Annotated in this window: 22 protein-coding genes and 1 pseudogene; 14 read left to right on the forward strand and 9 right to left on the reverse strand. The window is 71.0% G+C overall.

Features of this window, described 5'->3' with window-relative positions; genetic code table 11:
* Window positions 1-18: 18 nt before the first annotated feature.
* A complete protein-coding gene (locus D1369_RS33355) occupies window positions 19-930 on the reverse strand; it encodes a DMT family transporter (RefSeq protein WP_037899355.1) in 912 nt (303 codons plus the stop codon).
* Between D1369_RS33355 and D1369_RS33360 the strand changes: the two genes are divergently transcribed.
* The 5 genes and pseudogenes from D1369_RS33360 (at window position 929) to D1369_RS33380 (ending at window position 5422) form a co-directional block, all read left to right on the forward strand.
* Window positions 929-2392, forward strand: a complete 1464-nt coding sequence (locus D1369_RS33360; protein WP_118082783.1) for a PLP-dependent aminotransferase family protein — start codon at window positions 929-931, stop codon at window positions 2390-2392. The genes D1369_RS33355 and D1369_RS33360 overlap by 2 nt on opposite strands.
* 18 nt (window positions 2393-2410) lie before the next feature.
* On the forward strand, window positions 2411-2854 hold the full coding sequence (locus tag D1369_RS33365) for a GNAT family N-acetyltransferase (protein ID WP_007380795.1): 444 nt from the start codon (window positions 2411-2413) through the stop codon (window positions 2852-2854).
* Between the two features lie 73 nt (window positions 2855-2927).
* On the forward strand, window positions 2928-3521 hold the full coding sequence (locus D1369_RS33370) for a histidine phosphatase family protein (protein ID WP_007380794.1): 594 nt from the start codon (window positions 2928-2930) through the stop codon (window positions 3519-3521).
* 25 nt (window positions 3522-3546) lie between these two features.
* Window positions 3547-3652: pseudogene (locus D1369_RS43470) on the forward strand (IS5/IS1182 family transposase); the annotation flags it as partial.
* Window positions 3653-3997: 345 nt separating this feature from the next.
* Window positions 3998-5422, forward strand: a complete 1425-nt coding sequence (locus tag D1369_RS33380; protein ID WP_007380792.1) for a non-reducing end alpha-L-arabinofuranosidase family hydrolase — start codon at window positions 3998-4000, stop codon at window positions 5420-5422.
* 287 nt (window positions 5423-5709) lie between these two features.
* On the opposite strand, the gene D1369_RS33385 is transcribed toward D1369_RS33380, so the two are convergent.
* Window positions 5710-6258 carry a DUF6314 family protein gene (locus tag D1369_RS33385; protein ID WP_240436113.1) on the reverse strand — a complete coding sequence of 183 codons (549 nt, stop codon included), beginning with the start codon at window positions 6256-6258 and terminating at the stop codon, window positions 5710-5712.
* Between the two features lie 148 nt (window positions 6259-6406).
* Here D1369_RS33385 and D1369_RS33390 point away from each other — a divergent pair, with 148 nt between their 5' ends.
* Window positions 6407-8884: an alpha-L-arabinofuranosidase C-terminal domain-containing protein gene (locus D1369_RS33390; protein WP_007380790.1), complete on the forward strand. Its 2478-nt coding sequence runs from the start codon at window positions 6407-6409 to the stop codon at window positions 8882-8884.
* On the opposite strand, the gene D1369_RS33395 is transcribed toward D1369_RS33390, so the two are convergent.
* A complete protein-coding gene (locus tag D1369_RS33395; protein ID WP_007380789.1) occupies window positions 8871-9308 on the reverse strand; it encodes a carboxymuconolactone decarboxylase family protein in 438 nt (145 codons plus the stop codon). The genes D1369_RS33390 and D1369_RS33395 overlap by 14 nt on opposite strands.
* A gap of 240 nt (window positions 9309-9548) precedes the next feature.
* On the opposite strand from D1369_RS33395, the gene D1369_RS33400 reads away from it, so the two are divergent.
* From D1369_RS33400 to D1369_RS33425, 6 genes are all read left to right on the forward strand, one after another.
* On the forward strand, window positions 9549-12074 hold the full coding sequence (locus D1369_RS33400) for a YfhO family protein (protein ID WP_050789867.1): 2526 nt from the start codon (window positions 9549-9551) through the stop codon (window positions 12072-12074).
* Between the two features lie 65 nt (window positions 12075-12139).
* On the forward strand, window positions 12140-13168 hold the full coding sequence (gene argC, locus D1369_RS33405; protein WP_007380787.1) for an N-acetyl-gamma-glutamyl-phosphate reductase: 1029 nt from the start codon (window positions 12140-12142) through the stop codon (window positions 13166-13168).
* Entirely contained in the window at window positions 13165-14316 is a 1152-nt protein-coding gene (gene argJ, locus D1369_RS33410) for a bifunctional glutamate N-acetyltransferase/amino-acid acetyltransferase ArgJ (protein WP_007380786.1), read from the forward strand. Before argC ends, argJ begins: the two co-directional genes overlap by 4 nt.
* The gene (gene argB, locus D1369_RS33415; protein ID WP_007380785.1) at window positions 14313-15221 is read left to right on the forward strand and encodes an acetylglutamate kinase; all 909 of its coding nucleotides are present in this window, start codon (window positions 14313-14315) and stop codon (window positions 15219-15221) included. Before argJ ends, argB begins: the two co-directional genes overlap by 4 nt.
* Window positions 15218-16405: an acetylornithine transaminase gene (locus D1369_RS33420; protein WP_007380784.1), complete on the forward strand. Its 1188-nt coding sequence runs from the start codon at window positions 15218-15220 to the stop codon at window positions 16403-16405. The genes argB and D1369_RS33420 overlap by 4 nt, the downstream gene beginning before the upstream one ends.
* Window positions 16406-16424: 19 nt before the next feature.
* Window positions 16425-16970, forward strand: coding sequence for an arginine repressor (locus D1369_RS33425; protein ID WP_007380783.1), 546 nt, complete (start codon window positions 16425-16427; stop codon window positions 16968-16970).
* 90 nt (window positions 16971-17060) lie between these two features.
* Here the strand turns inward: D1369_RS33425 and D1369_RS33430 are convergent, their stop codons facing one another.
* The 5 genes from D1369_RS33430 to D1369_RS33450 form a co-directional block, all read right to left on the reverse strand.
* Window positions 17061-17861 carry an FAD:protein FMN transferase gene (locus D1369_RS33430; protein ID WP_037899347.1) on the reverse strand — a complete coding sequence of 267 codons (801 nt, stop codon included), beginning with the start codon at window positions 17859-17861 and terminating at the stop codon, window positions 17061-17063.
* Window positions 17854-18642 carry an FMN-binding protein gene (locus D1369_RS33435; protein ID WP_050789681.1) on the reverse strand — a complete coding sequence of 263 codons (789 nt, stop codon included), beginning with the start codon at window positions 18640-18642 and terminating at the stop codon, window positions 17854-17856. Before D1369_RS33435 ends, D1369_RS33430 begins: the two co-directional genes overlap by 8 nt.
* Window positions 18643-18670: 28 nt before the next feature.
* Window positions 18671-20053: a ferredoxin reductase family protein gene (locus tag D1369_RS33440; RefSeq protein ID WP_037899345.1), complete on the reverse strand. Its 1383-nt coding sequence runs from the start codon at window positions 20051-20053 to the stop codon at window positions 18671-18673.
* 77 nt (window positions 20054-20130) lie between these two features.
* Window positions 20131-20559, reverse strand: a complete 429-nt coding sequence (locus D1369_RS33445; protein ID WP_007380779.1) for an FMN-binding protein — start codon at window positions 20557-20559, stop codon at window positions 20131-20133.
* A 10-nt stretch (window positions 20560-20569) separates the two neighbouring features.
* On the reverse strand, window positions 20570-21922 hold the full coding sequence (locus D1369_RS33450; protein WP_007380778.1) for a ferric reductase-like transmembrane domain-containing protein: 1353 nt from the start codon (window positions 21920-21922) through the stop codon (window positions 20570-20572).
* 150 nt (window positions 21923-22072) lie between these two features.
* Between D1369_RS33450 and D1369_RS33455 the strand changes: the two genes are divergently transcribed.
* A complete protein-coding gene (locus D1369_RS33455) occupies window positions 22073-22813 on the forward strand; it encodes a response regulator transcription factor (RefSeq protein WP_007380777.1) in 741 nt (246 codons plus the stop codon).
* Window positions 22810-24252 (forward strand): HAMP domain-containing sensor histidine kinase, encoded by a 1443-nt coding sequence (locus tag D1369_RS33460; protein WP_118082784.1) that lies wholly within the window; start codon window positions 22810-22812, stop codon window positions 24250-24252. The genes D1369_RS33455 and D1369_RS33460 overlap by 4 nt, the downstream gene beginning before the upstream one ends.
* On the opposite strand, the gene D1369_RS33465 is transcribed toward D1369_RS33460, so the two are convergent.
* Entirely contained in the window at window positions 24253-24840 is a 588-nt protein-coding gene (locus tag D1369_RS33465; protein WP_007380774.1) for a pyridoxamine 5'-phosphate oxidase family protein, read from the reverse strand.
* Between the last annotated feature and the right edge of the window lie 68 nt (window positions 24841-24908).

The raw sequence follows: 24908 nt of genomic DNA on the forward strand, positions 1-24908 counted from the left end.
CCGGCGCGTGCGCGTCGGTCAGCCCCGCGCCCGCTGGGTGACCGCGATGCACACCAGCACCGCCGCGGCCGTCAGCGGGGCGGCCACCGTCAGGTGCTCGCCGAGCAGCAGCACCGACCACACCAGTGTGAGCAGGGGCTGGGCCAACTGCAACTGGCTGGCCTTGGGGATGCCGATCGCCGCCATGCCCCGGTACCAGACGACCAGGCCGACGAACTGTGAGCCCGCCGCCACCCACAGCAGCCCGGCGACACTGTGCGCGGTGAGGTGCACGGGCTCATACGACAGCGCGAGAGCCGCCGCGGGCACGCTGAACGGCAGACACAGCACCAGTGCCCAGGCGATGACCTGCCAGCCGGGCATCACCCCGGCCAGCCGGCCGCCCTCGGTGTAGCCGGCCGCGCACACCAGCAGCGCGGCGAACAGATACAGGTCGGCGGTGGTCAGGGCGCCACCACTCTGCTGGACGGTGAAGGCGACCACCGCGGCGGCCCCCGCGAGCGCCGCCGCCCAGAAGGTGCGCGAGGGGCGGGTGCCCATGCGCAGGGCGGAGAGCAGCGCGGTCGTCAGGGGGAGCAGACCCACCACGACGGCGGCGTGCGCGGTGGTCGACGTCCGCAGCGCGAGCGTGGTCAGCAGCGGGAACCCGACAACGACCCCGGCGGCGACGACCGCGAGCCCCGGCCAGTGACGACGGCTCGGGACCGGGACGCGCAGCGCGAGCAGACATCCGCCCGCGACGAGTGCCGCGAGGACGCTGCGCACGGCGACCAGCGACCAGGGCCCGAAGCCCTCGAGACCCCACGCCGTGGCGGGGAAGGTGAGGGAGAAGGCGGCGACACCGAGCGCGGCCTGGAGGGTGCCGAAGGTCTTCGTCGGGGCCGAAACCGCTATCCCGGTCGGTGCGGTAGCGCTACTCTGTACTCTCATGCAAGAGCGTAGCAGCGTCACCGACCTGGCAGAACGGCTGCGGCAAGAGCTCGACCGCTACTCTCCTGGCGGAAAGCTCCCGTCGAGTCGGGCCCTCGTCGACCGGTTCCGGGTCAGCCCGGTGACCGTCTCCCGTGCCCTTGCCCAGCTCGCCGCCGAGGGGCTGGTGGTCACCCGGCCCGGCGCCGGCGCCTTCCGCGCACAGGCGCGCACCACGGCCGCCGCGGCCGGGGACACCTCCTGGCAGGAGGTCGCGCTGAGCGCGGACGGCGCCGCCGACCTCGTACCGCGCTCGGTGGACGCGTCCGGTGTCCTGGTCTCGCTGGCCGCACCGGCGCCCGGGGTGGTCGAGTTCAACGGCGGCTATCTGCACCCCACCCTCCAGCCGGAGCGCGCGATGTCCGCGGCCCTGGCCCGCGCGGGCCGCCGCCCTGGAGCCTGGGGGCGGCCACCGACGGAAGGGCTGCCGGAACTGCGCGAGTGGTTCGCGCGGAACATCGGCGGCGCGGTGACGGCCGCGGAGGTGCTGATCACCGCGGGCGGCCAGTCGGCGCTCACGACCGCGCTGCGTGCGCTGGCCCCGCCCGGCGCACCCGTGCTCGTCGAGTCGCCCACCTATCCCGGCATGCTGGCGATCGCCCGCTCGGCGGGCCTGCGCCCCGTGCCCGTCCCGGTGGACGCGGACGGGGTGCGGCCCGCCCTGCTCGCCGACGCGTTCCGGGCGACCGGCGCCCGGGTGTTCGTGTGCCAGCCGCTGTTCCAGAACCCGACCGGGGCGGTGCTGGCCCCCGAGCGCCGGGGCGAGGTGCTGCGGATCGCCCGCGAGGCCGGTGCGTTCGTCGTCGAGGACGACTTCGTACGACGGCTCGTGCACGAGGACGCGGGCCCTCTGCCGCGCCCGCTGGCCGCCGACGACACCGACGGAGTCGTCGTCCACGTCAGCTCGCTGACCAAGGCGACCTCGCCGAGCTTCCGGGTGAGCGCGCTCGCCGCACGCGGCCCGGTGCTGGAGCGGCTGCGCGCGATCCAGATCGTCGACACGTTCTTCGTCCCCCGCCCCCTCCAGGAGGCGGCCCTGGAACTGGTCGGTTCCCCGGCCTGGCCCCGTCATCTGCGCACGATCTCGGCGGAGTTGAAGACCCGCCGGGACACCATGACCACCGCCCTCCGCCTCGGCCTGCCCGAACTCGCCCTCCCGCACATCCCCTCGGGCGGCTACCACCTCTGGCTCCGCCTCCCGGACGGCACGGACGAGACCGCCCTGACCGCCGCGGCCCTGCGCGCGGGGGTCGCGATCACCCCGGGCCGCCCGTACTTCAGCGCGGAACCCCCCGCGGGACACCTGCGGTTGAGCTTCGCGGCGGTGGCCGGAGCGGGGGAGATCGCGGAAGGGGTACGACGGTTGCGGACCGCCTGCGACGAGGTGCTCCCGGCGAAAAGCGCTCGACTCCGGCCCACCTGAGCTGTCAACGTCCCGCCCATGACCGACAACACCCCGCCCCTCGCCGAGGGCTACGAGATCTCCACCGACCCCGAGCGCATCGACGCCGGGCGCGTGCACCACTGGCTGTCGACCGATGCGTACTGGGCGATCGGACGGCCGCGGGAGAAGCAGGACCGGGCGATCGCCGGATCGCTGAACTTCGGGGTGTACGCGGTGGAATCGGGGGATCAGGTGGCCTATGCCCGGGTAGTCACCGACCTGGCCGATTTCGCCTGGCTGTGCGATGTGTACGTGGACCGGTCGGTACGGGGCGAGGGCATCGGCACGGCATTGGTCGGGGCCGTGCGCGAGCACCTGCGGCCCTACGGCCTGAGGCGCATTCTGCTCGCCACCCACGACGCCCACGGGGTGTACGAGAAGCTGGGGTTCGCGCCGCTCGCCGAGCCCGATCGGTGGATGGCGCTGGTCCCCGGGCAGTGAGCCCCGGGACGCCCTCGGTAACTCCCCGGTAACGCCTCTTGACCTGCGCACTTTCGCGGCTCACGATCGCCGCATGCAACTTCGGGTCACGTTCGTCGCCGCCGCGCGCAGTTCCTCGCTGCTCGCCGAGCGGTTCGAGGACGACCGTCCGCTCGACCAGGCCGGCTGGGACGAGGTGCTGGGCGTGGCGCACGAGCTGCTGCCCTTGGCGGCGGCCGAGCTGCGGTACTGCTCACCCGCGCCCCGCAGTCGCGCCACCGGGGACGCCCTCGGGTACTCCCCGCTGGTCCAACTCGGCCTGCGTGACTGTGACATGGGGCGCTGGCGGGGGCTGACGCTCGGCGAGGCGATGGCCCGCGAGCCGGAGTCCGTGGACGCCTGGCTCGCCGACCCGCGGGCGACCCCGCACGGCGGTGAGTCACTGCTGACCTTCATCTCGCGGGTGGGGGAATGGCTCGACACCCGGCCGGTCGAGGACGGTGGCCGGGTCGTCGCCGTCGCGGAACCCGCCGTGATCCGGGCCGCGCTGGTCTACGCGCTGAAGGCCCCGCCGTCGACCTACTGGAACATCGACGTACGCCCCCTGTCGGCGACCACCGTGACCGGCAGGTCCGGCCGCTGGAACCTACGTTTCGAGGGGGTCCCGACGCAGCCTGCGCGGGCGTAGAGCATGTCTCTTTGATGGGTTGGTCATGCCGGCCGATCCGGCCCGTGGGCGACGGTGGGCTGACCACAGCCGGACCCTTGAGGCTGTTTGGGTGGAAGTACCGCACCTGCTCACCCCGGCGCGACCTGCCCAGCACTGCGGGTGTGGACGCCGACGATCCCCCCGTGGTGCTGGTCGGTGGTGTGGTGCCGGTCGGCGAGTAATGATCACCAAGCCCGCGTCCGCACCGCTACCTGCCCTTCACGCCAAAGACCCGTACCACCACGGGACTTGAAGCCGCCTGGTTTCAGCCTGCGAACGTTTCTGCCCGCGAATATCGCGCGAGGTATTGACGCTGATCACCGGAACCCTATTATCCAGTTCGCTCGACACTTCGACCGACGTTCGATATGTCGAACACTCCAGGCCGCACCACGCCGCCGGACAGCCCCTGACGGGCCCACCGGAGGCGCTTGCTCAAGGATGACGAGGTCCTTATGCGCAGACGTATTTTCAGCCGCAGACGCCCCTCCGCGGTGCTCGCCGCCGCGGTCGCGGCCCTGGCCGCGTTGGCGGCGCTGCTCGTCGCCGGCCCGGCTCAGGCGGCCACCACCAGCGACGTGCGCGGTGTTGATTCCGGCCGGTGTCTCGATGTGTCGGGCTTCAGTCAGACCGACGGCGCGAACGTACAGATCTGGGACTGCCACGGTGGAATCAACCAGAAGTGGACGTTGACGGACAGCGCCCAGCTGACCGTGTACGGCAACAAGTGCCTGGATGCCCGGAACGGCGGCACCACGGCCGGGACCCCGGTGCAGATCTGGACGTGCACCGGCACCGAGAACCAGCAGTGGCGGGTGAACCCCGACGGCACGATCGTCGGCGTGCGGTCCGGGCTGTGCCTGGAGGTCTCGGGCTGGGGCAAGGCCAACGGCACAGAGGTGCGGCTCTGGTCGTGCACCGGCGGCGCCAACCAGAAGTGGACCGGCCTGTCCGGAGTGACCAACGCGTGTGCTCTTCCGTCGACGTACCGGTGGACCTCGACGGGTCCGCTGGCGGAGCCGGCGAACGGGCAGGTCGCGCTGAAGGACTTCGCCACCACCACGTACAACGGCAAGCACCTGGTCTACGCGACCACCTCCGACGGAGACAAGTGGCACTCGACGGGGTTCAGTCCCTTCACGAACTGGTCGGACATGGGGGCGGCCACCCAGAACAAGACGAACCGGGACGCGGTGGCGCCCGACCTGTTCTACCTCTCGACCAAGAACATCTGGGTGATGGTGTACCAGTGGCCGTCGTTCGTCTACAGCACGTCCAGCGACCCCACCAACCCCAACGGCTGGTCCGACCCGCAGCCGCTGTTCACCGGCAGCCTCCCCCCGAACCCCGATCCGGAGAAGCACGACGCCCCGCTCGACGCGACCATGATCGCCGACAACCAGAACATGTACCTGTTCTTCGCCGGTGACAACGGCAAGATCTATCGGGCGAGCATGCCGCTCGCGAACTTCCCCAGCAGCTTCGGCTCCTCGTACACGACGGTCATGAGCGACACCGAGAACAACCTGTTCGAGGCGCCGGAGGTCTACAAGGTCCAGGGCCGGGACCAGTACCTCATGATCGTTGAGGCGAAGGGTACGAACCGCTTCTTCCGCTCGTTCACCGCCCCCAGCCTGGACGGTCCGTGGACCGTCCAGGCCGGCACCGAAAGCAACCCCTTCGCGGGCCAGGCCAACAGCGGTTCCACCTGGGCCCAGGGCGTCAGCCACGGTGACCTGATCCGCAACAACCCCGACCAGACCATGACCATCGATCCCTGCAACCTGCAGTTCCTCTACCAGGGCCTCAAAGACTTCACGGGAAACCCCCCCTACCCGGCCCTGCCGTACCGGCCGGGCCTGCTCACCCTGCAGCGCTGACGCGCCTGATCCACGGTGATCGCGATGGGGTGCGGTCCGCCGACGCTTAGACGAGCTGTCTACGGCGTGGGCAACTCCACCCGCTGACCGATACTCACCACCTTGAGGAACCCCAGCCGCGTGTCGGCCGGGGTTCCTCCCGTTCGTGGACTCTCGTCGTGGGTGCGCTTCACTGATCGGACCCGTCAAAGAGACACGCCCCAGGGGGACTCGCCGACGGTTGCGTGCGGGTGGCTGCCCGCGGTCTCACACGCGGCGGGTCGTCGGCCGTCTCGTGCCCGCGGCTGTCAGCCGTTCCCTGTGTCCGGGTGCCGGGTGCCGGGTGCCGGGTGCCGGGTGCCGGGTGCCGGGTGCCGGGCCTCGCCGGTCGGCCCGGCTGCGTCGTCCGCGCCCGTGGTCCCGCGTGTGTAGCCGGTCGTCAGGAGCAGGTCCTTCGCCGGGCCGCCCACCCGCCACACCGTGCGCCAGTGGTTCGCGTCCAGGACGGTGAACTCGCCGCGGTAGAGGTCCGCCGCGCAGGGGTGGTCGGCGACATGGTGGCCGGACGTCAGGTCGAGATCGTGGAAGGGGCGCCCGTCCGAGAAGTGGATGTGCGCGGTGCCCGATGTCCCGCCCGGCAGGAAGCGGAGGGTCCGTTCCGCGGGGCGCGGGACGCCCTGCCAGACGAAGACGCCCGATTCCTGGGACAGCAGCCCGCCGCCCTCCAGTCGGCCGAAAGCGGTCGTACCGGAGAACCGCCCCTCGCCCCCGCTCGCCAGATCCCGCACGGTTCGCTCGGTCCGCCAGCTCCCGGCCAGATACCCCAGCACATCCGTCACTGGCCAGAACTCGCCCATCCGCCCCGCCCCTCCGATCCCTTCCGACACTTTCGAAGCCGCGCGACCCGTTGACGCTCCGGATCACCCTCCCTATCTTGCCGTTCGAAGTGCTGATCATCGTTTGATATTTCGAACGTCACCTTCGACAGAGAGCCGCGGAGCATCCATGTCACGCACCCGCTGGAGACTCGGTCTCGGCGCCACCGCCTTCCTGGTGGCCGCCGGCCTGGTCCCCGCCCCCGCCCATGCCGAGGACGTCACCGACTACACGATCACCGTTGACCCGGCCGCTAAGGGCGCGAAGATCGACGACACGATGTACGGCGTCTTCTTCGAGGACATCAACCGGGCCGCCGACGGCGGTCTGTACGCCGAGCTCGTGCAGAACCGGTCCTTCGAGTACTCGACCGCCGACAACTCCTCGTACACCCCGCTGACCTCGTGGACGGTGCAGGGCACCGCCCAGGCGCTGAACGACGGCGGGCGCCTCAACGAGCGCAACCGCACCTACCTCTCCCTGGCCGCCGGTTCGTCCGTCACGAACGCCGGATACAACACCGGCATCCACGTGGACGAGGGCAAGAAGTACGACTTCTCGGTGTGGGCCCGCGCGGACGCCGGTACGACTCTCACGATCTCCTTGCAGGACGCCGACGGCACGCTCGCCACAGCCCGCAAGGTCGCCGTGACGAAGAGCGGCTGGGCCCAGTACAAGGCCACCTTCACCGTGGCAAGGACCAGCAGCAACGGCCGTCTGACCGTGGCCTCCTCCGCCGCGGCCGCCCTCGACATGGTCTCCCTCTTCCCGCGCGACACCTACCGCGGTGAGCCCAACGGCCTGCGCAAGGACCTCGCCGAGAAGATCGCCGCCCTGCACCCGGGCTTCGTGCGCTTCCCGGGCGGCTGCCTGGTCAACACGGGGTCCATGGAGGATTACAGCCAGGCCTCCGGCTGGCAGCGCAAGCGCTCGTACCAGTGGAAGGACACCGTCGGCCCGGTCGAGCAGCGGGCGACCAACGCCAACTTCTGGGGCTACAACCAGAGTTACGGCATCGGCTACTACGAGTACTTCCGCCTCTCCGAGGACATCGGCGCCATGCCACTGCCCGTCGTCCCCGCCCTGGTGACCGGCTGCGGCCAGAACAAGGCCGTCGTCGACGAGGCTCTGCTCAGGCGGCACATCCAGGACACCCTCGACCTCATCGAGTTCGCCAACGGCCCGGCGAGCTCCAAGTGGGGCAAGGTGCGGGCGAGGATGGGCCACGCCAAGCCCTTCCATCTCACCCACATCGAGGTCGGCAACGAGGAGAACCTGCCCGACGAGTTCTTCGCCCGGTTCAAGGAGTTCCGCGCCGCCATCCAGGCGAAGTACCCGGACATCCAGGTGATCTCCAACTCCGGCCCGGACGACTCCGGTACGACCTTCGACACGGCCTGGCAGCTCAACAAGGACGCCAAGGTCGACATGGTCGACGAGCACTACTACAACAGCGCGCGGTGGTTCCTCCAGAACAACGACCGCTACGACTCCTACGACCGCAGCGGCCCGAAGGTCTTCCTCGGCGAGTACGCCTCCCAGGGCAACACCTTCAAGAACGGCCTCACCGAGGCCGCGTTCATGACCGGCCTGGAACGCAACGCCGACGTCGTCAAACTCGCCTCCTACGCCCCGCTGTTCGCCAACGAGGACTACGTCCAGTGGCGCCCGGACCTCATCTGGTTCAACAACCACGCCTCCTGGAGCTCCGCCAACTACGAGGTCCAGAAGCTGTTCATGAACAACGTCGGCGACCGCGTGGTGCCCTCGACAGCCACCGGAACGCCCTCGCTGCTCGCCCCGATCACCGGCGCCGTGGGCCTGTCGACGTGGGCGACGACGGCGGCGTACGACGACGTGAGGGTCACGGATGCCGACGGCCGGGCGCTGCTCACCGATGACTTCTCCTCCGGCGCCTCGCAGTGGACCCACACCGGCGGCGGCAGCTGGAGCGTCCAGGACGGGCAGTACGTGCAGACCGACGTGAACGCCGAGAACACCATGGTCTCGGCCGGCGACCCGTCCTGGCACGACTACGACCTGAAGGTGAAGGCCACCAAGAAGGCCGGCAAGGAGGGCTTCCTCGTCGCCTTCGGCGTGAAGGACACGGGCAACTACTACTGGTGGAACATCGGCGGCTGGAACAACACCCAGACCGCCGTCGAACAGGCCGTGGACGGCGGCAAGTCGACGCTGATCTCGAAGCCCGGGTCGGTCGAGACCGGCCGGGCCTACGACATCGACGTCAAGGTGCGCGGCCGCCAGGTGACCCTCTACCTTGACGGACAGGAGTGGGGCAGCTTCACCGACGACAAGCCGGCCGAGCCGTTCCGCCAGGTCGTGACCAGGGACCAGAAGACCGGTGACCTGATCGTCAAGGTCGTCAACGCCCAGGACGCGGCGGCCCGTACGGCGATCGACCTGGGCCGTGCCAAGGTCGCGTCCCGAGCCCGGGTGACCACCCTGGCGGCCGCCCCGGACGCCGTGAACAGCGAGACGTCTACCGCGGTCGCCCCGGTGACGTCCACCTTCGACGGGGTCGCCGGGAAGTTCTCGTACACCTTCCCGGCGAACTCGGTCACCTTCCTGAGGATCAGGCAGAGGTAGCCGACGGGTCGGCGGGCTGCTGTCCGACGGGCAGCAGCCCCCGCTCGCCGAAGACCTTCTTCGCCACGGCCATGGCGTTCAGAGCCCTGGGGAAGCCGCAGTACCCGGCCGACTGCAACAGCGCCTCGACGATCTGCTCGGGGGTCAGGCCCACGTTCAGGGCCGTGTTGATGTGCACCTCCAGCTGGGTCTCACAGCCGCCGAGCGCGGTGAGCATGCCCAGTGTGACCAACTGGCGGTCCCGTGGAGCGAGCCCGGGCCGTGAGTAGATCTCGCCGAACCCCCAGGCGATGATCTGGTGGCTCATCTCCGGGCTGATGTCGGCGAGCGAGTCGACGACCCGCTGTCCCACCTCGGGGTTGACGCTGCCCAGCAGCTCCAGGCCCCGCGCGAAGCGCTCCTCGCGGGTGGTGCTCTCGCTCATGTCGGCTCCCTCTGCCCGTACGTCCCCCTCGGCCGTGGTTGGCCTCCGGGTCGTCCGAAGTTCACTTCACCGCCATCGACGGTCGGACAACCAACCGTAAGCACCCATGGTCTAAATCGGCGCAGTGACAACGCACGGGGTGAACACCCCGGACGGGGGCCTGAATTGACCAGTCAACAGGGCGTGCGACCGACCGTCCCGCCCGAACCGAAAACAGCCGACGACCTCACGGGGGAGCGACTGCGGCCCGGACCGGGGCAGGCCGCCCTGCTCGCGGCGGCCGTCACCGTCGTCGTGCTCTGCGCGGCCGACGCCGTCGCCCGCAGCTACCCCTTCGGGCCGCGCACCAGGAACGTCAACGACCTGGGCAACCAGTACGTGCCCTTCCACGCGCACCTGTGGGACCTGCTGCACGGGCGGGCCACCGGCGGGCTGCTGGTCAACTGGCAGTCGGGGTTCGGCACCAGTTTCCTGCCCGACCTCGGCACCTACCTCACCAGCCCGTTCGCGCTGCTCGTGGCGGTGTTCCCGCGGGACGAGATCGATCTCGCGGTGTACGTGATCACTGTGCTGAAGATCGCGTGCGCCGGTGCCGCCATGGCCTGGCTGCTGCTGAGGCTGCGGCCCGGGGGCTGGTGGGCGGCGGGCCTGCTGGGCGCGTCCTACGCGCTGTGCGGCTGGACCGTGGCGACCGCCTCGTACAACCTCATGTGGCTCGACGGGCTGATCGCCCTGCCGCTGCTGTGCCTGGTCGGCGAGTGGGTCCTGAGCGGCCGGCGTCCGTTCCTCGGGGTGCTGGTGGTGACGGCCGCCTGGGTCGCCAACTTCTACACGGCCTACATGGCCACCCTCGCCGCCGCTCTGGTGTTCCTGCTGCGGCTGTGGCTGGCCGACCTGCCGCGCCGCCGCAGGCTCACCGCGGCGGGCCGGGCCGCCTTGACCTTCGCCCTCGGCATCGGCCTGGCCGCACCCCTGGTGACGGTCGTCTACTTCGGCAGCGCGCACGCCTCCGAGGGCCGGTTCACGCGGTTCGCGCCGGTGGGCACGCAGGACCTGCTGGCCCGGCTGCTGCCGACGACGTACAGCTTCGGCTCCCCTGCGCTCTTCGTGGGCACCACGGCACTGCTGCTCGCCCTCGCCCTGCCCTTCCACCGGGCGGCTCCGCCCCGGGTGCGCGCCGGGTGGACGCTGCTGGTGGTCGTCGTGACCCTGTCGATGCAGTGGGGTCCGACCCATCTGATGTGGCACGCCTTCGCCGAGCCGCAGGGCAGCTCCTACCGCCAGACCTTCGTGGTGTGCGCCCTGCTGGTGATCGCGGCCTGGCACGCGCTCTCCTACGGCCCCCTCGACCGGCGGGCACTGGGCGCGGCGGCCGGACTGCTCGCGCTGATCGCCCTCGTCGCGAGCGGCAGCCGGCTGGTCCGTTCGTTCACGTGGCCGGTGCTCCTGACGGCGGCCGTGGGTGCGCTGCTCGGGCTGGTCCTGCTCGGCCGGGCGCGGCCCGTGCTGCGCATGGCCCCGGCCGCGCTGGCCGCCGTACTGCTCGTAGGAGCGCAGCTGGGCGAGGCCACCGCCACCTCCGCCGTGGCCACCCGGATGCGGTTCGGGCACATGGACGACTACGCCCCCTGGGGCCGGCGGCAGCAGGACCAGGCAGACGCGATCGCGCAGGCCGACGGCTGGCCCCGCTACCGCACCGACCCGGGCCGCGAGCAGACCGTCGGCAACGACCCGCTGGAGGTCGGCGGGCAGGGCGCCCAGTACTACAGCAGCCACACCTCGGCCGTGCTCAGCAGCACGCTCACCGCCCTCGGCGGCGGCTGGACGTCCGGCGGCCGCAGCCTCCAGAGCCTGGACAACGCGGTCACGGACGCGATCTTCTCCGTCGGCGCCCGGGTGCACTCCCCGCCGGACCCGCACCAGAACTGGTTCCCGCAGGACGGCACCGGGGAGACCGTGACCCGCGAGGACGTCCCGCCCCTGGTGACGGTACGGCCGTCCGCCGCGACCGGTGGCTTCGGCCCTTCGCCGTACCGCAACCAGGAGCTGCTGCTGGGTGCCCGTGTCTACACCCTGCCGCGCATCACCGTGCTCAACGCAGCCGGGAAGGACGCGGACCGCAGCACCGACCGGCGCCAGGGCGTGCGGGTGGGAGGAAAGGCGACGATCAGCGCCCGGTGCCGGGCGGGCAGCGAGGTCTACCTCTGGGCTCCGCACTTCGCGGGCACCGCACGGCTCTCCGGGCCCTCCGCCCGCGGCCTGACGGGACGGTTCCGGGCCGACTGGCGGCCCCTCACCAAGATCGCCGCGATGGAGCGGCTCGGCACGGTCCCGGACTCCGGGCGCCTCACGATCGAGCTGTCCGCGAGCCGGCTGGGCGTCGTGCCGGACCAGGCGGTCGGCTGCCTGGACACCGGGCGCCTGCACGCCGTCGTGCGGCGGCTCAAGGCCTCCGGTGCCACGAAGGTGACCGTCTCCGGCTCCGGCGGCACGATCAGGGCCGAGCTTCCGGCGGCCAGCAGGGGTGTCGCCGTCGTGGCCGCGCCCCGGATCGCCGGCTGGCGCTGCGCCGCCGGTGACGCGGCCGCCGTACCCGCGAAGGAGTACCACGGCCTGGTCGCCGTGCCGCTCGACGGCACCTCTACCCGAGTCACCTGCGTTTTCCATCCACCCGGGCTGCGATTGGGCACGGCGGCCGGGGGCGGTTCGCTCGTGGCTCTCGCCGGGTTCGGTGTGTTCAGGGCTGTGCGCAGGAGGGGGGCGTGAGTATGCATTCGGTTGCATAAACGTGCAGCGAAACGTATAGTCATGCCATCCAGGAGGAGGATGACATGGCGGTACGTGCGGCGGTGGCCGGAGCGAGCGGATACGCGGGCGGTGAGGTCCTGCGACTGCTCCTCGCGCACCCCGAGGTCGAGGTCGGCGCGCTGACCGGCAACTCCAACGCCGGGCAGAAGCTCGGCGCGCTCCAGCCCCACCTGCTGCCGCTGGCCGACCGGGTGCTCCAGGAGACCACGGCCGACGTCCTCGCCGGACACGACGTCGTCTTCCTCGCCCTGCCCCACGGACAGTCCGCCGCCGTCGCCGAACAGCTCGGCCCGGACGTCCTCGTCGTCGACATGGGCGCCGACTTCCGGCTGAAGGACGCGGCCGACTGGGAGAAGTTCTACGGCTCCGCGCACGCCGGCACCTGGCCCTACGGCCTCCCGGAACTGCCCGGTGCCCGCGCCGCGCTGGAGGGGACCAGGCGGATCGCGGTGCCCGGGTGCTACCCGACCGCCGTCACGCTCGCCCTCTTCCCTGCCTACACCGCAGGCCTCGCCGAGAACGAGGCCGTGATCGTCGCCGCCTCCGGCACCTCCGGCGCGGGCAAGGCGCCCAAGCCGAACCTGCTGGGCAGCGAGGTCATGGGCTCCATGTCGCCGTACGGCGTCGGCGGCGGGCACCGGCACACGCCCGAGATGATCCAGAACCTCAGCGCGGCGGCCGGTGCGAAGGTGAACGTCTCCTTCACCCCGACCCTCGCGCCGATGCCCCGCGGCATCCTCGCCACGTGCAGCGCCTCCGCGAAGCCCGGCGTCACCGCCGAGTCCGTCCGCGCCGCCTACGAGAAGGCCTTCGCCGACGAGCCCTTCGTGCACCTGCTCCCCGAGGGCCAGTGGCCCGCCACGGCGTCCGTCTACGGTTCGAACGGCGTTCAGGTGCAGGTCGCCCTCGACGAGTCCGTGGGCCGCATCATCGCGATCAGCGCCATCGACAACCTGGCCAAGGGCACCGCGGGCGGTGCCGTCCAGAGCATGAACATCGCCCTCGGTCTCCCCGAGGAGCTCGGTCTTTCCACGATCGGAGTCGCACCGTGAGCGTCACGGCAGCCAAGGGATTCCAGGCGGCGGGCATCGCCGCCGGAATCAAGGAGAACGGCAACCCGGACCTGGCCCTCGTGGTCAACACCGGGCCCCGCCGCGCCGCCGCAGGCGTCTTCACCTCCAACCGTGTGAAGGCCGCGCCGGTGCTGTGGTCCGAGCAGGTCCTCAAGAGCGGCGAGCTGACCGCAGTCGTACTGAACTCCGGTGGCGCCAACGCCTGTACGGGCCCCAAGGGATTCCAGGACACGCACGCGACGGCCGAGAAGGTCGCCGAGGTGCTGGAGATCGGCGCGGGTGAGGTGGCCGTCGCCTCCACCGGGCTCATCGGCCTGCTCCTCCCGATGGACAAGCTCCTGCCGGGAGTCGAGGCCGCCGCGGCTCAGCTGTCCGAGCACGGCGGTGAGAAGGCCGCCATCGCCATCAAGACCACCGACACCGTCCACAAGACGTCCGTCGTCACTCAGGACGGCTGGACCGTCGGCGGCATGGCCAAGGGCGCGGGCATGCTCGCCCCCGGCCTCGCCACCATGCTGGTCGTCCTCACCACCGACGCCGACCTGCCGAGTGACGTACTGGACCAGGCGCTTCGGGCCGCCACGCGTACGACCTTCGACCGGGTCGACTCCGACGGCTGCATGTCCACCAACGACACCGTGCTGCTCCTCGCCTCGGGCGCCTCCGAAGTCACCCCGGAGTACGCGGAGTTCGCCGAGGCCGTACGGACCGTCTGTGACGACCTGGGCCAGCAGCTCATCCGGGACGCCGAGGGCGCCAGCAAGGACATCAAGATCGAGGTGGTGGGCGCCGCCAGCGAGGACGACGCCGTCGAGGTCGGGCGTTCCATCGCCCGCAACAACCTCCTCAAGTGCGCGATCCACGGCGAGGACCCCAACTGGGGCCGCGTGCTCTCCGCGATCGGCACCACGAAGGCGGCCTTCGAGCCGGACCAGCTGAACGTCGCCATCAACGGCGTCTGGGTCTGCAAGAACGGCGGCGTCGGCGAGGACCGCGACAAGGTCGACATGCGCTACCGCGAGGTGCACATCGTCGCCGACCTCGCCGCCGGGTCCGAGACCGCCACGATCTGGACCAACGACCTCACCGCCGACTACGTCCACGAGAACAGCGCCTACTCGTCATGAGCACCACGCGAAAGCACACCGCGCTCCCCAAGGCCCAGATCCTCATCGAGGCGCTGCCCTGGCTGGTCCGCCACAACGGCAAGACCGTCGTCATCAAGTTCGGCGGCAACGCCATGATCGACGAGGACCTGAAGGCCGCCTTCGCCCAGGACGTCGTCTTCCTGCACCACGCGGGACTCAAGCCGGTCGTCGTGCACGGCGGCGGCCCGCAGATCAGCGCGGCCCTCGACAAGCACGGCATCGTCAGCGAGTTCAAGGCCGGCCTGCGCGTCACCACCGAGGACGCCATGGACGTCGTACGGATGGTGCTCGCCGGGCAGGTGCAGCGCGAGCTGGTCAACCTGCTCAACCAGCACGGGCCCCTCGCCGTCGGGTTGACCGGCGAGGACGCGCACACCATCAGCGCCACCAAGCACCAGCCCGAGATCGACGGCGAGTTGGTCGACATCGGGCGGGTCGGCGAGATCACCGCGATCGACACGGGCGCGATCCAGGCGCTGCTCGCCGACGGCCGGATCCCGGTCGTCTCCTCGATCGCCCGGAGCCAGGACGACGGACATGTCTACAACGTCAATGCTGATACGGCGGCTGCGGCACTCGCTGCTGCTCTGGACGCCGAAACCCTCATGGTCCTCACGGACGTCGAGGGCCTCTACGAGGACTGGCCCCACAGCGACGAGGTGATCAGCCGCCTCACGGCTTCCCAACTGGAGAAGCTGCTGCCGGAGCTGAGCTCCGGCATGGTCCCGAAGATGGAGGGCTGTCTGCACGCCGTGCGCAACGGCGTGACCACGGCCCGGGTCATCGACGGGCGGGTCCAGCACTCGATCCTGCTGGAGATCTTCACCGACGAGGGCATCGGCACGATGGTCGTGCCGGACGCGCAAGAGGGGGATGCCGTATGACCGACAATCAGGAGCTCACCCAGCGCTGGCAGGGCTCGCTCATGAACAACTACGGCACCCCCCGGCTCCCTCTCGTCCGTGGCGAGGGACTCAAGGTGTGGGACAGCGAGGGCAGGCAGTACCTCGACTTCGTCGGCGGCATCGCGACCAACGCGCTCGGCCACGCCCACCCGGCGATCGTCGAGGCCGTGAGCAAGCAGATCGCCTCCCTCGGCCACATCTCCAACTTCTTCATGGCGGAGCCCACCGTCGCCCTCGCCGAGCGGCTGCTCCAGCTCTTCGGCCGGGACGGCAAGGTCTTCTTCTGCAACTCCGGCGCCGAGTCCGTCGAGGCCGCCTTCAAGATCGGCCGGCTGACCGGGCGCACCCACATGGTGGCCACCGAGGGCGGCTTCCACGGCCGGACCATGGGCGCCCTCGCGCTCACCGGCCAGCCCGCCAAGAAGACCCCCTTCCTGCCGCTGCCCGCCGACGTCACGCATGTGCCGTACGGCGACGCGCAGGCGCTGGCCGCCGCGGTCACCGAGGACACCGCGCTCGTCGTCATCGAGCCCATCCAGGGCGAGAACGGTGTCGTGGTGCCTCCGGCCGGCTACCTCAAGGCGGCCCGGGCGATCACGGCGGCCAAGGGCGCGCTGCTGGTCCTCGACGAGGTGCAGACCGGCATCGGCCGTACCGGACACTGGTTCGAGTACCAGGCCCACGAAGGCGTGCTGCCGGACGTGGTCACCCTCGCCAAGCAGCTCGGCGGCGGACTTCCGCTCGGCGCGACCGTCGCCTTCGGGCGGGCCGCGGAGCTGCTCCAGCCGGGGCAGCACGGGACGACCTTCGGCGGGAACCCGGTCGCGTGCGCCGCGGGACTCGCCGTTCTCGACACCATCGAGAACGACGGGTTGCTGGAGAACGTCAAGCGGCAGAGCGAGAAGCTGCGGGACGGAATCGAGTCACTGGGGCACCCGCTGGTCGACCATGTCCGGGGTGCGGGACTCCTCCTGGGTATCGTGCTCACCGAGCCGCTCGCACCGCAGGTGCAGAAGGCGGCTCAGGACGCCGGTTTCCTGGTGAACGCGCCCGCCCCCGATGTCGTACGACTGATGCCGCCGCTGAACCTCGGCGACGACGAAGTGGACGCGCTTCTTCAGGCTCTCCCCGGCATCCTGGGTGCCGCCGAGGGAGACGGATGATCCGGAGAATGAGACGACGATGAGCCATGCGCAGGAGCACGAGCACAACGGGGTCGCGGGGCCCGCGGTGCCGCAGACGCGTACCGCGCGCCACCGGCGGATCGTGGACATCCTCAACCGGCAACCGGTGCGGTCGCAGAGCCAGTTGGCGAAGCTGCTGTCCGACGACGGGCTGAGCGTCACTCAGGCGACGCTGTCCCGGGACCTCGACGAGCTGAACGCGGTGAAGATCCGTAACAACGACGGGGATCTCATCTACGCGGTGCCGAGCGAGGGGGGTTTCCGGACCCCTCGTGCTCCGCTGGGGGAGTCGGCGAAGGAGGAGCGGATGCGGCGGCTCTCCCAGGAGCTGCTGATCTCCGCGGAGGCTTCGGCGAACCTTGTGGTCCTGCGGACTCCTCCGGGGGCCGCGCAGTTCTTGGCGTCGGCGATTGATCAGGCCGAGCTGCATGACATCTTGGGGACGATTGCCGGTGACGACACGTTGATGTTGATCAGTCGGAACCCTACGGGTGGGCAGGCGCTGGCCGAGCATTTGTTGCGGTTGGCTCAGAACGGGCACTGACGGTTGTTCGTCGGGCGCGGGTGAGTGGGGGCTTGTCGCGCCCGCGCGGCGGAGCCGCAAATCGACACAGCCCCGCGCCCCTAAAGGCCTTCACCCCAACCTAGCTGCCAGGCCCCCCGTGATCAGCACCTCGTCGCCCGCCGTGATCAGCAGGGCCTCCACATCCGGTAGCGCCTCCAGCCAGGCCAGGCCCTCCCGTGAACCCATCGCGAAGGCCGCTGTCGCCCAGCAGTCCGCCCAAGTGATCGTCGGGGCCACGACCGTCACCGCCAGCAGGTCAGTGACCGCCGAGCGGCCCGTGCGCGGGTCGACTATGTGGGCGCCGCGTTCGGCCGTGCCGGAAGTCGCCACCGCCAGTTCCGTCGCGCCAGCCGCCGAGACCACGGCGGCCAGACCGCCCGGGCGGAGCGGGTCCGAGACGCCTACGCGCCAAGGGCGTTCGGGGCCCGGTACGCCCAACAGCTGTACGTCTCCGCCGCCGTTGACGCTGACGCCCGTCGCGCCCGACTCGGCCACACGACGGGCCGCGCGTTCCACCGCCCAGCCCTTGACGATGCCGGTGGGGTCGAGCCGGCCCTCGTACCGCGTGCTGAACCAGCCGTCGCTCAACCGCTCGGCCTCGGCGCCGAGTTCGAGGACCTCGGCGACCTCGGGATCGCAGTCGTCGACCGTCAGCTCACCGCGGGCCAGGCGGGAGACCTGGCTGTCGTCGCGGTAGGTGCTGAACACCTCGTTCACGCGGTGCAGTCCTGCCACCGCCTCCCGCAGTGCCGCCTGCACGGCAAGCGGTTCCCCGCCGCGGACGTCGAAGGAGAAGACCGTCCCCATGACCTCCTCCGCGTGACGCACCGCGGCGGGAGCTTGTGCCGACTCGGCCACCGTGTCAGCCACCGGCCTGGTCCAGCGCGGACTGCAGCGACTTCTTGTAGCCCTCGCTGGTGTAGGTGGCACCGGACACCGAGTCGATGTCCGCGCTGCCGGCCGCCACGGCCTCCTGGTTGAGCTTCGGGACGGACAGCGCCGTCTTCTGGTCGCTGGTCCCGCCCTTCGGCGCCTGCACGGCCTCGGCCTTGGTGATCTTGCCGCCGCTGACCGTGATCCGGACCTGGACCGGGCCGTACTGGGTCTGGGAGACGGCTCCGGTGACCGTCTTCGCCGCCGCCCCGGCGCTGCCGCCGGCCGGCTGGGAGGGCTGGGCCGACGGCTGGGCGGGGGCGGCCGCGTTCGCCTTGTCGATCGCCGACTGGAGCGACTTCTTGTAGCCCTCGCTCGTGTAGGTCGCCCCGGACACCGTGTCGACCTGCGGGCTCTGCTTGGCGACCACGGCCTGGTTGAGCTTCGGGACGGACAGCGCCGTCTTCTGGTCGCTGGTGCCGCCCTTGGGCGCCTGGACCGCCTCGGCCTTGGTGATCTTGCTTCCGCTGACGGTGATACGGACCTGGACGGGACCGTACTGGGTCTGGACCACGTCGCCGGTGAACGCTCCGCCCGCGGCCGCCCCGGTGCCGCCCTGGGCCGACTCCTGCGCCGCCGCGGTCTGCTGCGGGATCGTTCCGCCGGCCTGGGCGGACGCCGGGTCCGAGGACGGCTTCAGCGACAGCAGCAGCACGACACCGGAGACGGTGGCGGCGGTCGCGAGCACGACTCGACGGACGGGGTGAGACTTCCTCATCGCTTCAACAGCTCCTGAATTCCCGTCGTCACATCTCGAACGACTCGTGATGGATGCGGCGGGCGGGCACACCCGCGCCGCGCAGTGCTTCGTACACGGCCTGCGCGAAACCGTTCGGCCCGCACATGAACACGTCGTGCTTGTCGATGTCGGGGAGCTTGCGCTGGAGGGACTCGGCGGAGATGTCCGGGCGCTCCCCGTCCGGACTGTTCACCGCGTACATCAGGCGGGCGCCGCGCTCGTCGGCGATGGCGGAGAGCTCGTCCCACAGGGCCAGGTCCTGGGTGGTGTTGGCCCGGTACAGGAGGGTGATGTCACCGGCCGCGCCCGGCAGTGTCTCGAACAGGGCCCGCATCGGCGTGATGCCGACACCGCCGGCCACCAGCAGCACCTTGCCGCGGCTGCGGCGCTGGGCGGTCAGGGCGCCGTACGGTCCCTCGGCCCACACCTTGGTGCCGGGCTCCAGCTCGCGCAGCCGTTCGCTGTGGTCGCCGATCGCCTTCACCGTGATCCGCAGCATGCCCGGTCGGGGCGCGGCGGACAGCGAGTACGGGTGGGAGCTGAACCGCATGCCCGGGGCGAGGAACCGCCAGCGGAAGAACTGGCCCGCCTCCGCGCCCATCCGGTGCAGCTTGCGCCCGCCGATCAGCACCGAGACCACGCCCGGCGTCTCCTCGACGACCGCCTCGACGTACATGCGGTGCCGCAGGTTCAGCCGGATCGGCGTGAGGATCCGGTACCAGACCACCAGCGCGGTGACCGAGCCGTACAGCCCGTACCAGACGGTCTTGGCGACCGGCTCGACCGCGAAGTCGTTGCCGGTGGTCAGCTGGTGCCAGAAGGTCAGGAAGACCGCCGCGTACGTCAGCAGGTGCACGTGGTACCAGGTGTCGTACGGGATCCTGCGGCGCACCCCGCCGATGGACATCAGCCCGATCACGAACAGCAGCCCGGTGCCGATGGCCGCCTTGCCCATGTCCGGGAGCTGGTTGATGGAGTCCATCGTCTGCTGGACGATGTCGCCGAGCCCCTTGCCGGCCTGCAGGGCGTAGCCCCACATGATCAGGAAGACGTGGGCGACGACCAGGCAGAGCGTGTAGCGGCCGGTCATCGCGTGCCAGCGGGCGACCCGGTCGGAGCCCACCCGGCGTTCCAGCGCGGGCACCCGGGCCATCTGCAGCACCACGAGCGCCATCAGATAGCCGGCCAGCAGACCGGTGATCCGGCCCGCGTTGAGGATCTTGCTGTTGTCGTCGGCCACGGACGGCGTGTTGTGCCACCACAGCCACAGCACACCGGCCGCGCCCGCCCATACGGCGAGCAGCAGGACGGTCGCCGGGGAACGGCGCGGGCGGATGCGGCGCATCGTCTGGCGGCGGGCGGCGCGGCCGCCTGCGAGCGTCGTGGTCACGTTTCCTCCGGGGACGGGGGCAAGGGGGGTGGGCGTGGTCCCTTGGTCCTCAGATACGTGCGGTGACGCCGGTGTGTTCAGCTGCCCGCGGAGTCCAGTGCGGACTGGAGTGACTGGCGGTAACCGTCGCTCGTGTAGGTGGCCCCCGAGACCGTGTCGATCTCCGCGCTCTGGGCTTGCAGCGCTTCGGTCCGCAGCCGCGGGATCGCGTAGCTGTTGATCTCCTGGTCCCGGGGGTTGTCCGAGGGGTAGACGACGGCGGTGACGTCGGTGAGCTTGCCGTTCTTCACGGTGACCCGGACCTGTACGGGCCCCCAGCGGGTCTGGACGGAATCGCCGGTGACGGTTCGGGTTCCCGTGACCGCGGGGGCCGTCGACCCGGACGTCACCGCCAGGGCCGGCGAGGTGTGCGGCTTCAGCGACAGCAGCATCACCATGCCGGAGACGGTGGCGGCGCTCGCCAGCACGATCCTGCGCAGCGGACTGTTCTTCTTCAACGCGTGCACGTGTGAGGCCTCACAGCTCGAAGGATTCGTGGTGGATACGGCGGTCCGGCACCCCGGCGGCGCGCAGCTCCTCGTACAGCTCCCGGGCGAACCCGTGCGGGCCGCAGAGGTAGACGTCGTGAGCGGCCAGGTCGGGGACGGCCGCCCGCAGCGACTCGGCGGTGATACGCGGCCGTTGCCCCTGCGGCCCGTTGAGCAGGTAGTGCACCTGTGCCCCGCGCCACCGCGCGACGGCCTCCAACTCCCCGCCCAGCGCCAGGTCTTCGACCGTGCGCGCCCGGTACAGGAGCGTGACCTCGCCCGGCAGTGTCTCGAACAGGGCCCGCAGCGGGGTGATCCCGACCCCGCCCCCGATCAGCAGCGCCTTGGAGGAGGTCCGCCGGTCCCCGGTGAGCGATCCGTACGGCCCCTCCGCCCATACCCGCGTGCCCGGCCGCAGCGACGCCACGGCCGTACTGTGGTCGCCGAGCGCCTTGACGGTGATCCGCATGCGGTCGGGGCGGGGCGGCGCCGACAGGGAGTACGGCGTCGACGTCCACCGCAGGCCGTCGGCGAGGAACCGCCAGCGGAAGAACTGCCCGGCCTGCGCGCCCAGCCGGTCCAGCTCCCGCCCGTGCACGACGACGGACCACACGCCCGGCGCCTCCTGGTGCACCGACTCCACCCGCAGCCTGTGCCGCAGGTTCAGCCGCACCGGGGCGAGGACCCGGAACCACAGCATCAGGGCGGCCACGCCCAGGTACAGCGCGTACCAGGCGGCCGTGGCCACGGCGTTCCCGCTCAGGTCGTTGCCGAGGGCCAGTTGGTGCCCGAAGGCGAGGAACACGGCCGCGTACGTGAGGAGATGGACGTAGTACCAGAACTCGTGGCCGGTCCGGCGGCGTACCGCTCGCGCCGAGGTGACGCCGACCGCGAGGAGGATCACCGTGCCGGCGCTCGCCTTGAGCATCTCCGGGTAGTCCAGGACCACGGTGACGCTCTCGTGCCACAGCGAGGCGCCGTCCTGCGCGGCGTACCCGGCGAGGATCAGTGCGATGTGCGCGAGCAGCAGACAGACGGTGTAGCGGCCGGCCATCGCGTGCCAGCGGGCCACCCGGTCCGAGCCGATCCGCCGCTCCAGCAGCGGGACCCGCGCCATCAGGCCCACCAGCACCGCGCAGGCGTACCCGCACAGCAGTCCGGCGATCCGCCCGGCCCCGGTCAGCCAGGCCGCCGTACCGACCACCGCACCGGTGTCCGCCCACCAGAGCCCGATCACGGCCGCCGCACCGGCCCACAGCAGGGCCAGCACGGCACCCGCGGGGGAGCGTCGCGCGGGCGGCGCCGCGGCCGGTGCCGCCCTCCGCTCGTAGACCGTGGTCATAGGGGTGTCCTTTCGCCTGTCCGGGACACCACTGTGCGAGGTGAACCTCTCAGGACCCTCTGAACGGGCAGCCGACTGAGCGGACTCAGAGGAAACTCAGAGCTTCCCGGGACGGCCGCGGCCCAGGCGAGGGGCGATCCTGGAAGAGCGATGAACACCACCCGCTCCGGCCGCCCCGCCCTCACCCGCCCCGACGGCACCCCGCTGCGCGTCCTCGTGGTCGACGACGACCCCGATCTCGCCGAGGTCCTGTCCGGCGCCCTGCGCTACGAGGGCTGGCAGATCCGCACGGCCGGCGACGGCGCCTCGGCGGTGGCCGCCGCCCGGGAACTGCTGCCCGACGCCGTCGTCCTGGACGTGATGCTCCCGGACACCGACGGCTTCGCCGTGCTGCGCGCCCTGCACAGCGTGAAGGCCGACGTGTGCGTGCTCTTCCTGACCGCCAGGGACACCGTCGAGGACCGCATCAAGGGCATCACGGCGGGCGGCGACGACTACGTGACCAAGCCGTTCAGCCTGGAGGAGGTCGTCGCCCGGCTGCGCGGACTGCTGCGCCGCGCGGGCCTGGCCCGGCAGCTCGACGAGGGCCCCCGGCTGACCGTCGGCGACCTGGTCATGGACGAGGACGCCCGCGAGGTCACCCGCGGCGGCGAGCTGATCGAACTGTCCCCGACCGAGTTCGAGCTGCTGCGCTTCCTCATGCGCAACCCGCGCCGCGTGCTCAGCAAGGCGCAGATCCTCGACCGGGTCTGGTCCTACGACTTCGGGGGCCGCGCCCATGTCGTCGAGCTGTACATCTCCTACCTGCGCAAGAAGGTGGACGCCGGCCGCGAGCCGCTGATCCACACCGTGCGCGGGGCAGGGTACGTGATCAAGCCGGTGACGCCGTGAGGGACCTGCGGCCGCACACGCTGCGGGCCCGGCTGACCCTCGGCCTGGTGGTGCTGCTGGCGGTGAGCTGCGCCGCGGTCGGTGTCGCCGCGGTTCTCGGGCTGAAGGGCTTCCTCACCAGTCGCCTCGACGAGCAGCTCACCGAGGCCGGGAACCGTTTCGCGGTCAGTCTGGAACACAAGGGCCAACCGCAGAAGGACGATCACGACGGCGACGAGCACGCCGACACCCGCCGACAGGCCGCCGGCACCTTCGGCGCCCGGCTGGTGGACGGCACGGTCACCGATGCGGCGGTGGTCCGCTCCACCGGCACCCTGAAGGTCGACCTCACCGCCGCCGACCGGAGACGGCTCGCGACTGTCCCGGTCGACGGCCGGGGCCACAGCGTCGACCTCTCCGCCCTGGACGACTACCGGGTGCTGGCCACCCGGGAACTGGACGGGGACGTCCTGGTCACCGGGCTGCCCCTGGAGCCCGTCGAGGTCACCGTCCACCGCCTGGAACTGGTCGCCGGGATCGTCTTCGGCGCCGCCCTCACGGCCGCCGGCATCGCGGGCGCCCTGTGGGTGCGCTGGTCCCTGCGCCCGCTCAGCCGGGTCGCCGCGACCGCCGCCCGGGTCAGCGAACTCCCGCTGGCCAGCGGGGAGGTGGCCCTCCCGCCGCGCGCCCCGGAAGCCGACCCGCGCAGTGAGGTGGGCCGGGTCGCCGGCGCCTTCAACCGCATGCTCGGCCACGTCGAGGACGCCTTCACCAAACGCCACGCCAGCGAGGAGAGGCTGCGCAGCTTCGCCGCCGACGCCAGCCACGAACTGCGCACCCCCGTCGCCTCGGTACGCGGTCACGCCGAACTCGCCCTGCTGCACCCCGGCCCGCTGCCGCCGGAGATCACCCGGGCCCTGGAACGCATCGCCGCCGAGTCGACCCGCATGGGTGCCATGGTCGACGACCTGCTCCTGCTGGCCCGCCTGGACGCGGGCCGCCCGCTGGAGTCCCGGCCCGTCGACCTGACCCGCCTGGTCCTGGACGCGGTGACGGACGCACGGGTCGCAGGACCCGAGCACCGTTGGTCTCTGGACCTCCCCGAGGAGCCCGTGACGGTGACGGGCGACGAACACGGTCTCCACCAGGTCCTGGCCAACCTGCTGTCCAACGCCCGCCTGCACACCCCGGCCGGCACCAAGGTGACGGTGACCCTGGAGGCCGAGGCCCCCACGGCACTGCTGAAGGTCCACGACGACGGCCCCGGCATCCCCGAGGAGATCCAGTCGGGCGTCTTCGAACGCTTCACCCGCGCCGACCGCAGCACCAAGGCGCAGACCGGTGGCGCGGGCCTCGGCCTGTCCATAGTGGCGGCCGTGGTGGAGGCGCACGGGGGAAGCGTGACGCTGGAGAGCCGGCCCGGCTCGACGACCTTCACCGTCCGGTTCGGCAACCGTTGATCAGACCGTGGACGGCGGCAGCGGCAACGGCAGCCCCGGCAGCCCGTCCAGGCTCGTGGCGATGTGCTCCTTCTTGGCGAAGTACGCGCTGAGCGAGGCGTCGTCCTCGCGCGAGAACCGCTTGCCGTGCAGCTCGCGGTCGCCCTCGTACGCCATGTACGGCACCGCGTAACCGCAGGAGTCGCGGACCAGTTCGGCCGTCACGACGACGATCGCCCGCAGTCCGTGCGCGGCGGGGTCGATGTCCGGGAAGTGCGAGAGCAGCTCCCGGAAGCGCGGGTCGTCCCGGAAGACGGGCTCACCGCGCCCGTGCACCCGGACGATGTTCGGCGGCCCCTGGAACGCGCACCACATGAGGGTGATCCGGCCGTTCTCCCGCAGATGCGCGACCGTCTCGGCGGTGGAACCGGCGAAGTCGAGGTAGGCCACGGTGAGTTCGTCGAGGACCGCGAAGCAGCCCCGCAGACCCTTGGGGGAGAGGTTGACCGTTCCGTCGCCGGAGAGGGGAGCGGTCGCGGTGAAGAAGAGGGGCTGCGCCTCGATGAAGGAGCGGAGCCGGCCGTCTATGCGCTCATAGGTCTTTCCCATGTCTAACGATTATGGGTGCAAGTTGTTCGACTGTCTAAGGAATTCGGGCGTCCACTTGAGTAATTCGG

The organism is Streptomyces sp. CC0208 (genome assembly GCF_003443735.1).
Classification (GTDB): Bacteria; Actinomycetota; Actinomycetes; order Streptomycetales; family Streptomycetaceae; genus Streptomyces; species Streptomyces sviceus.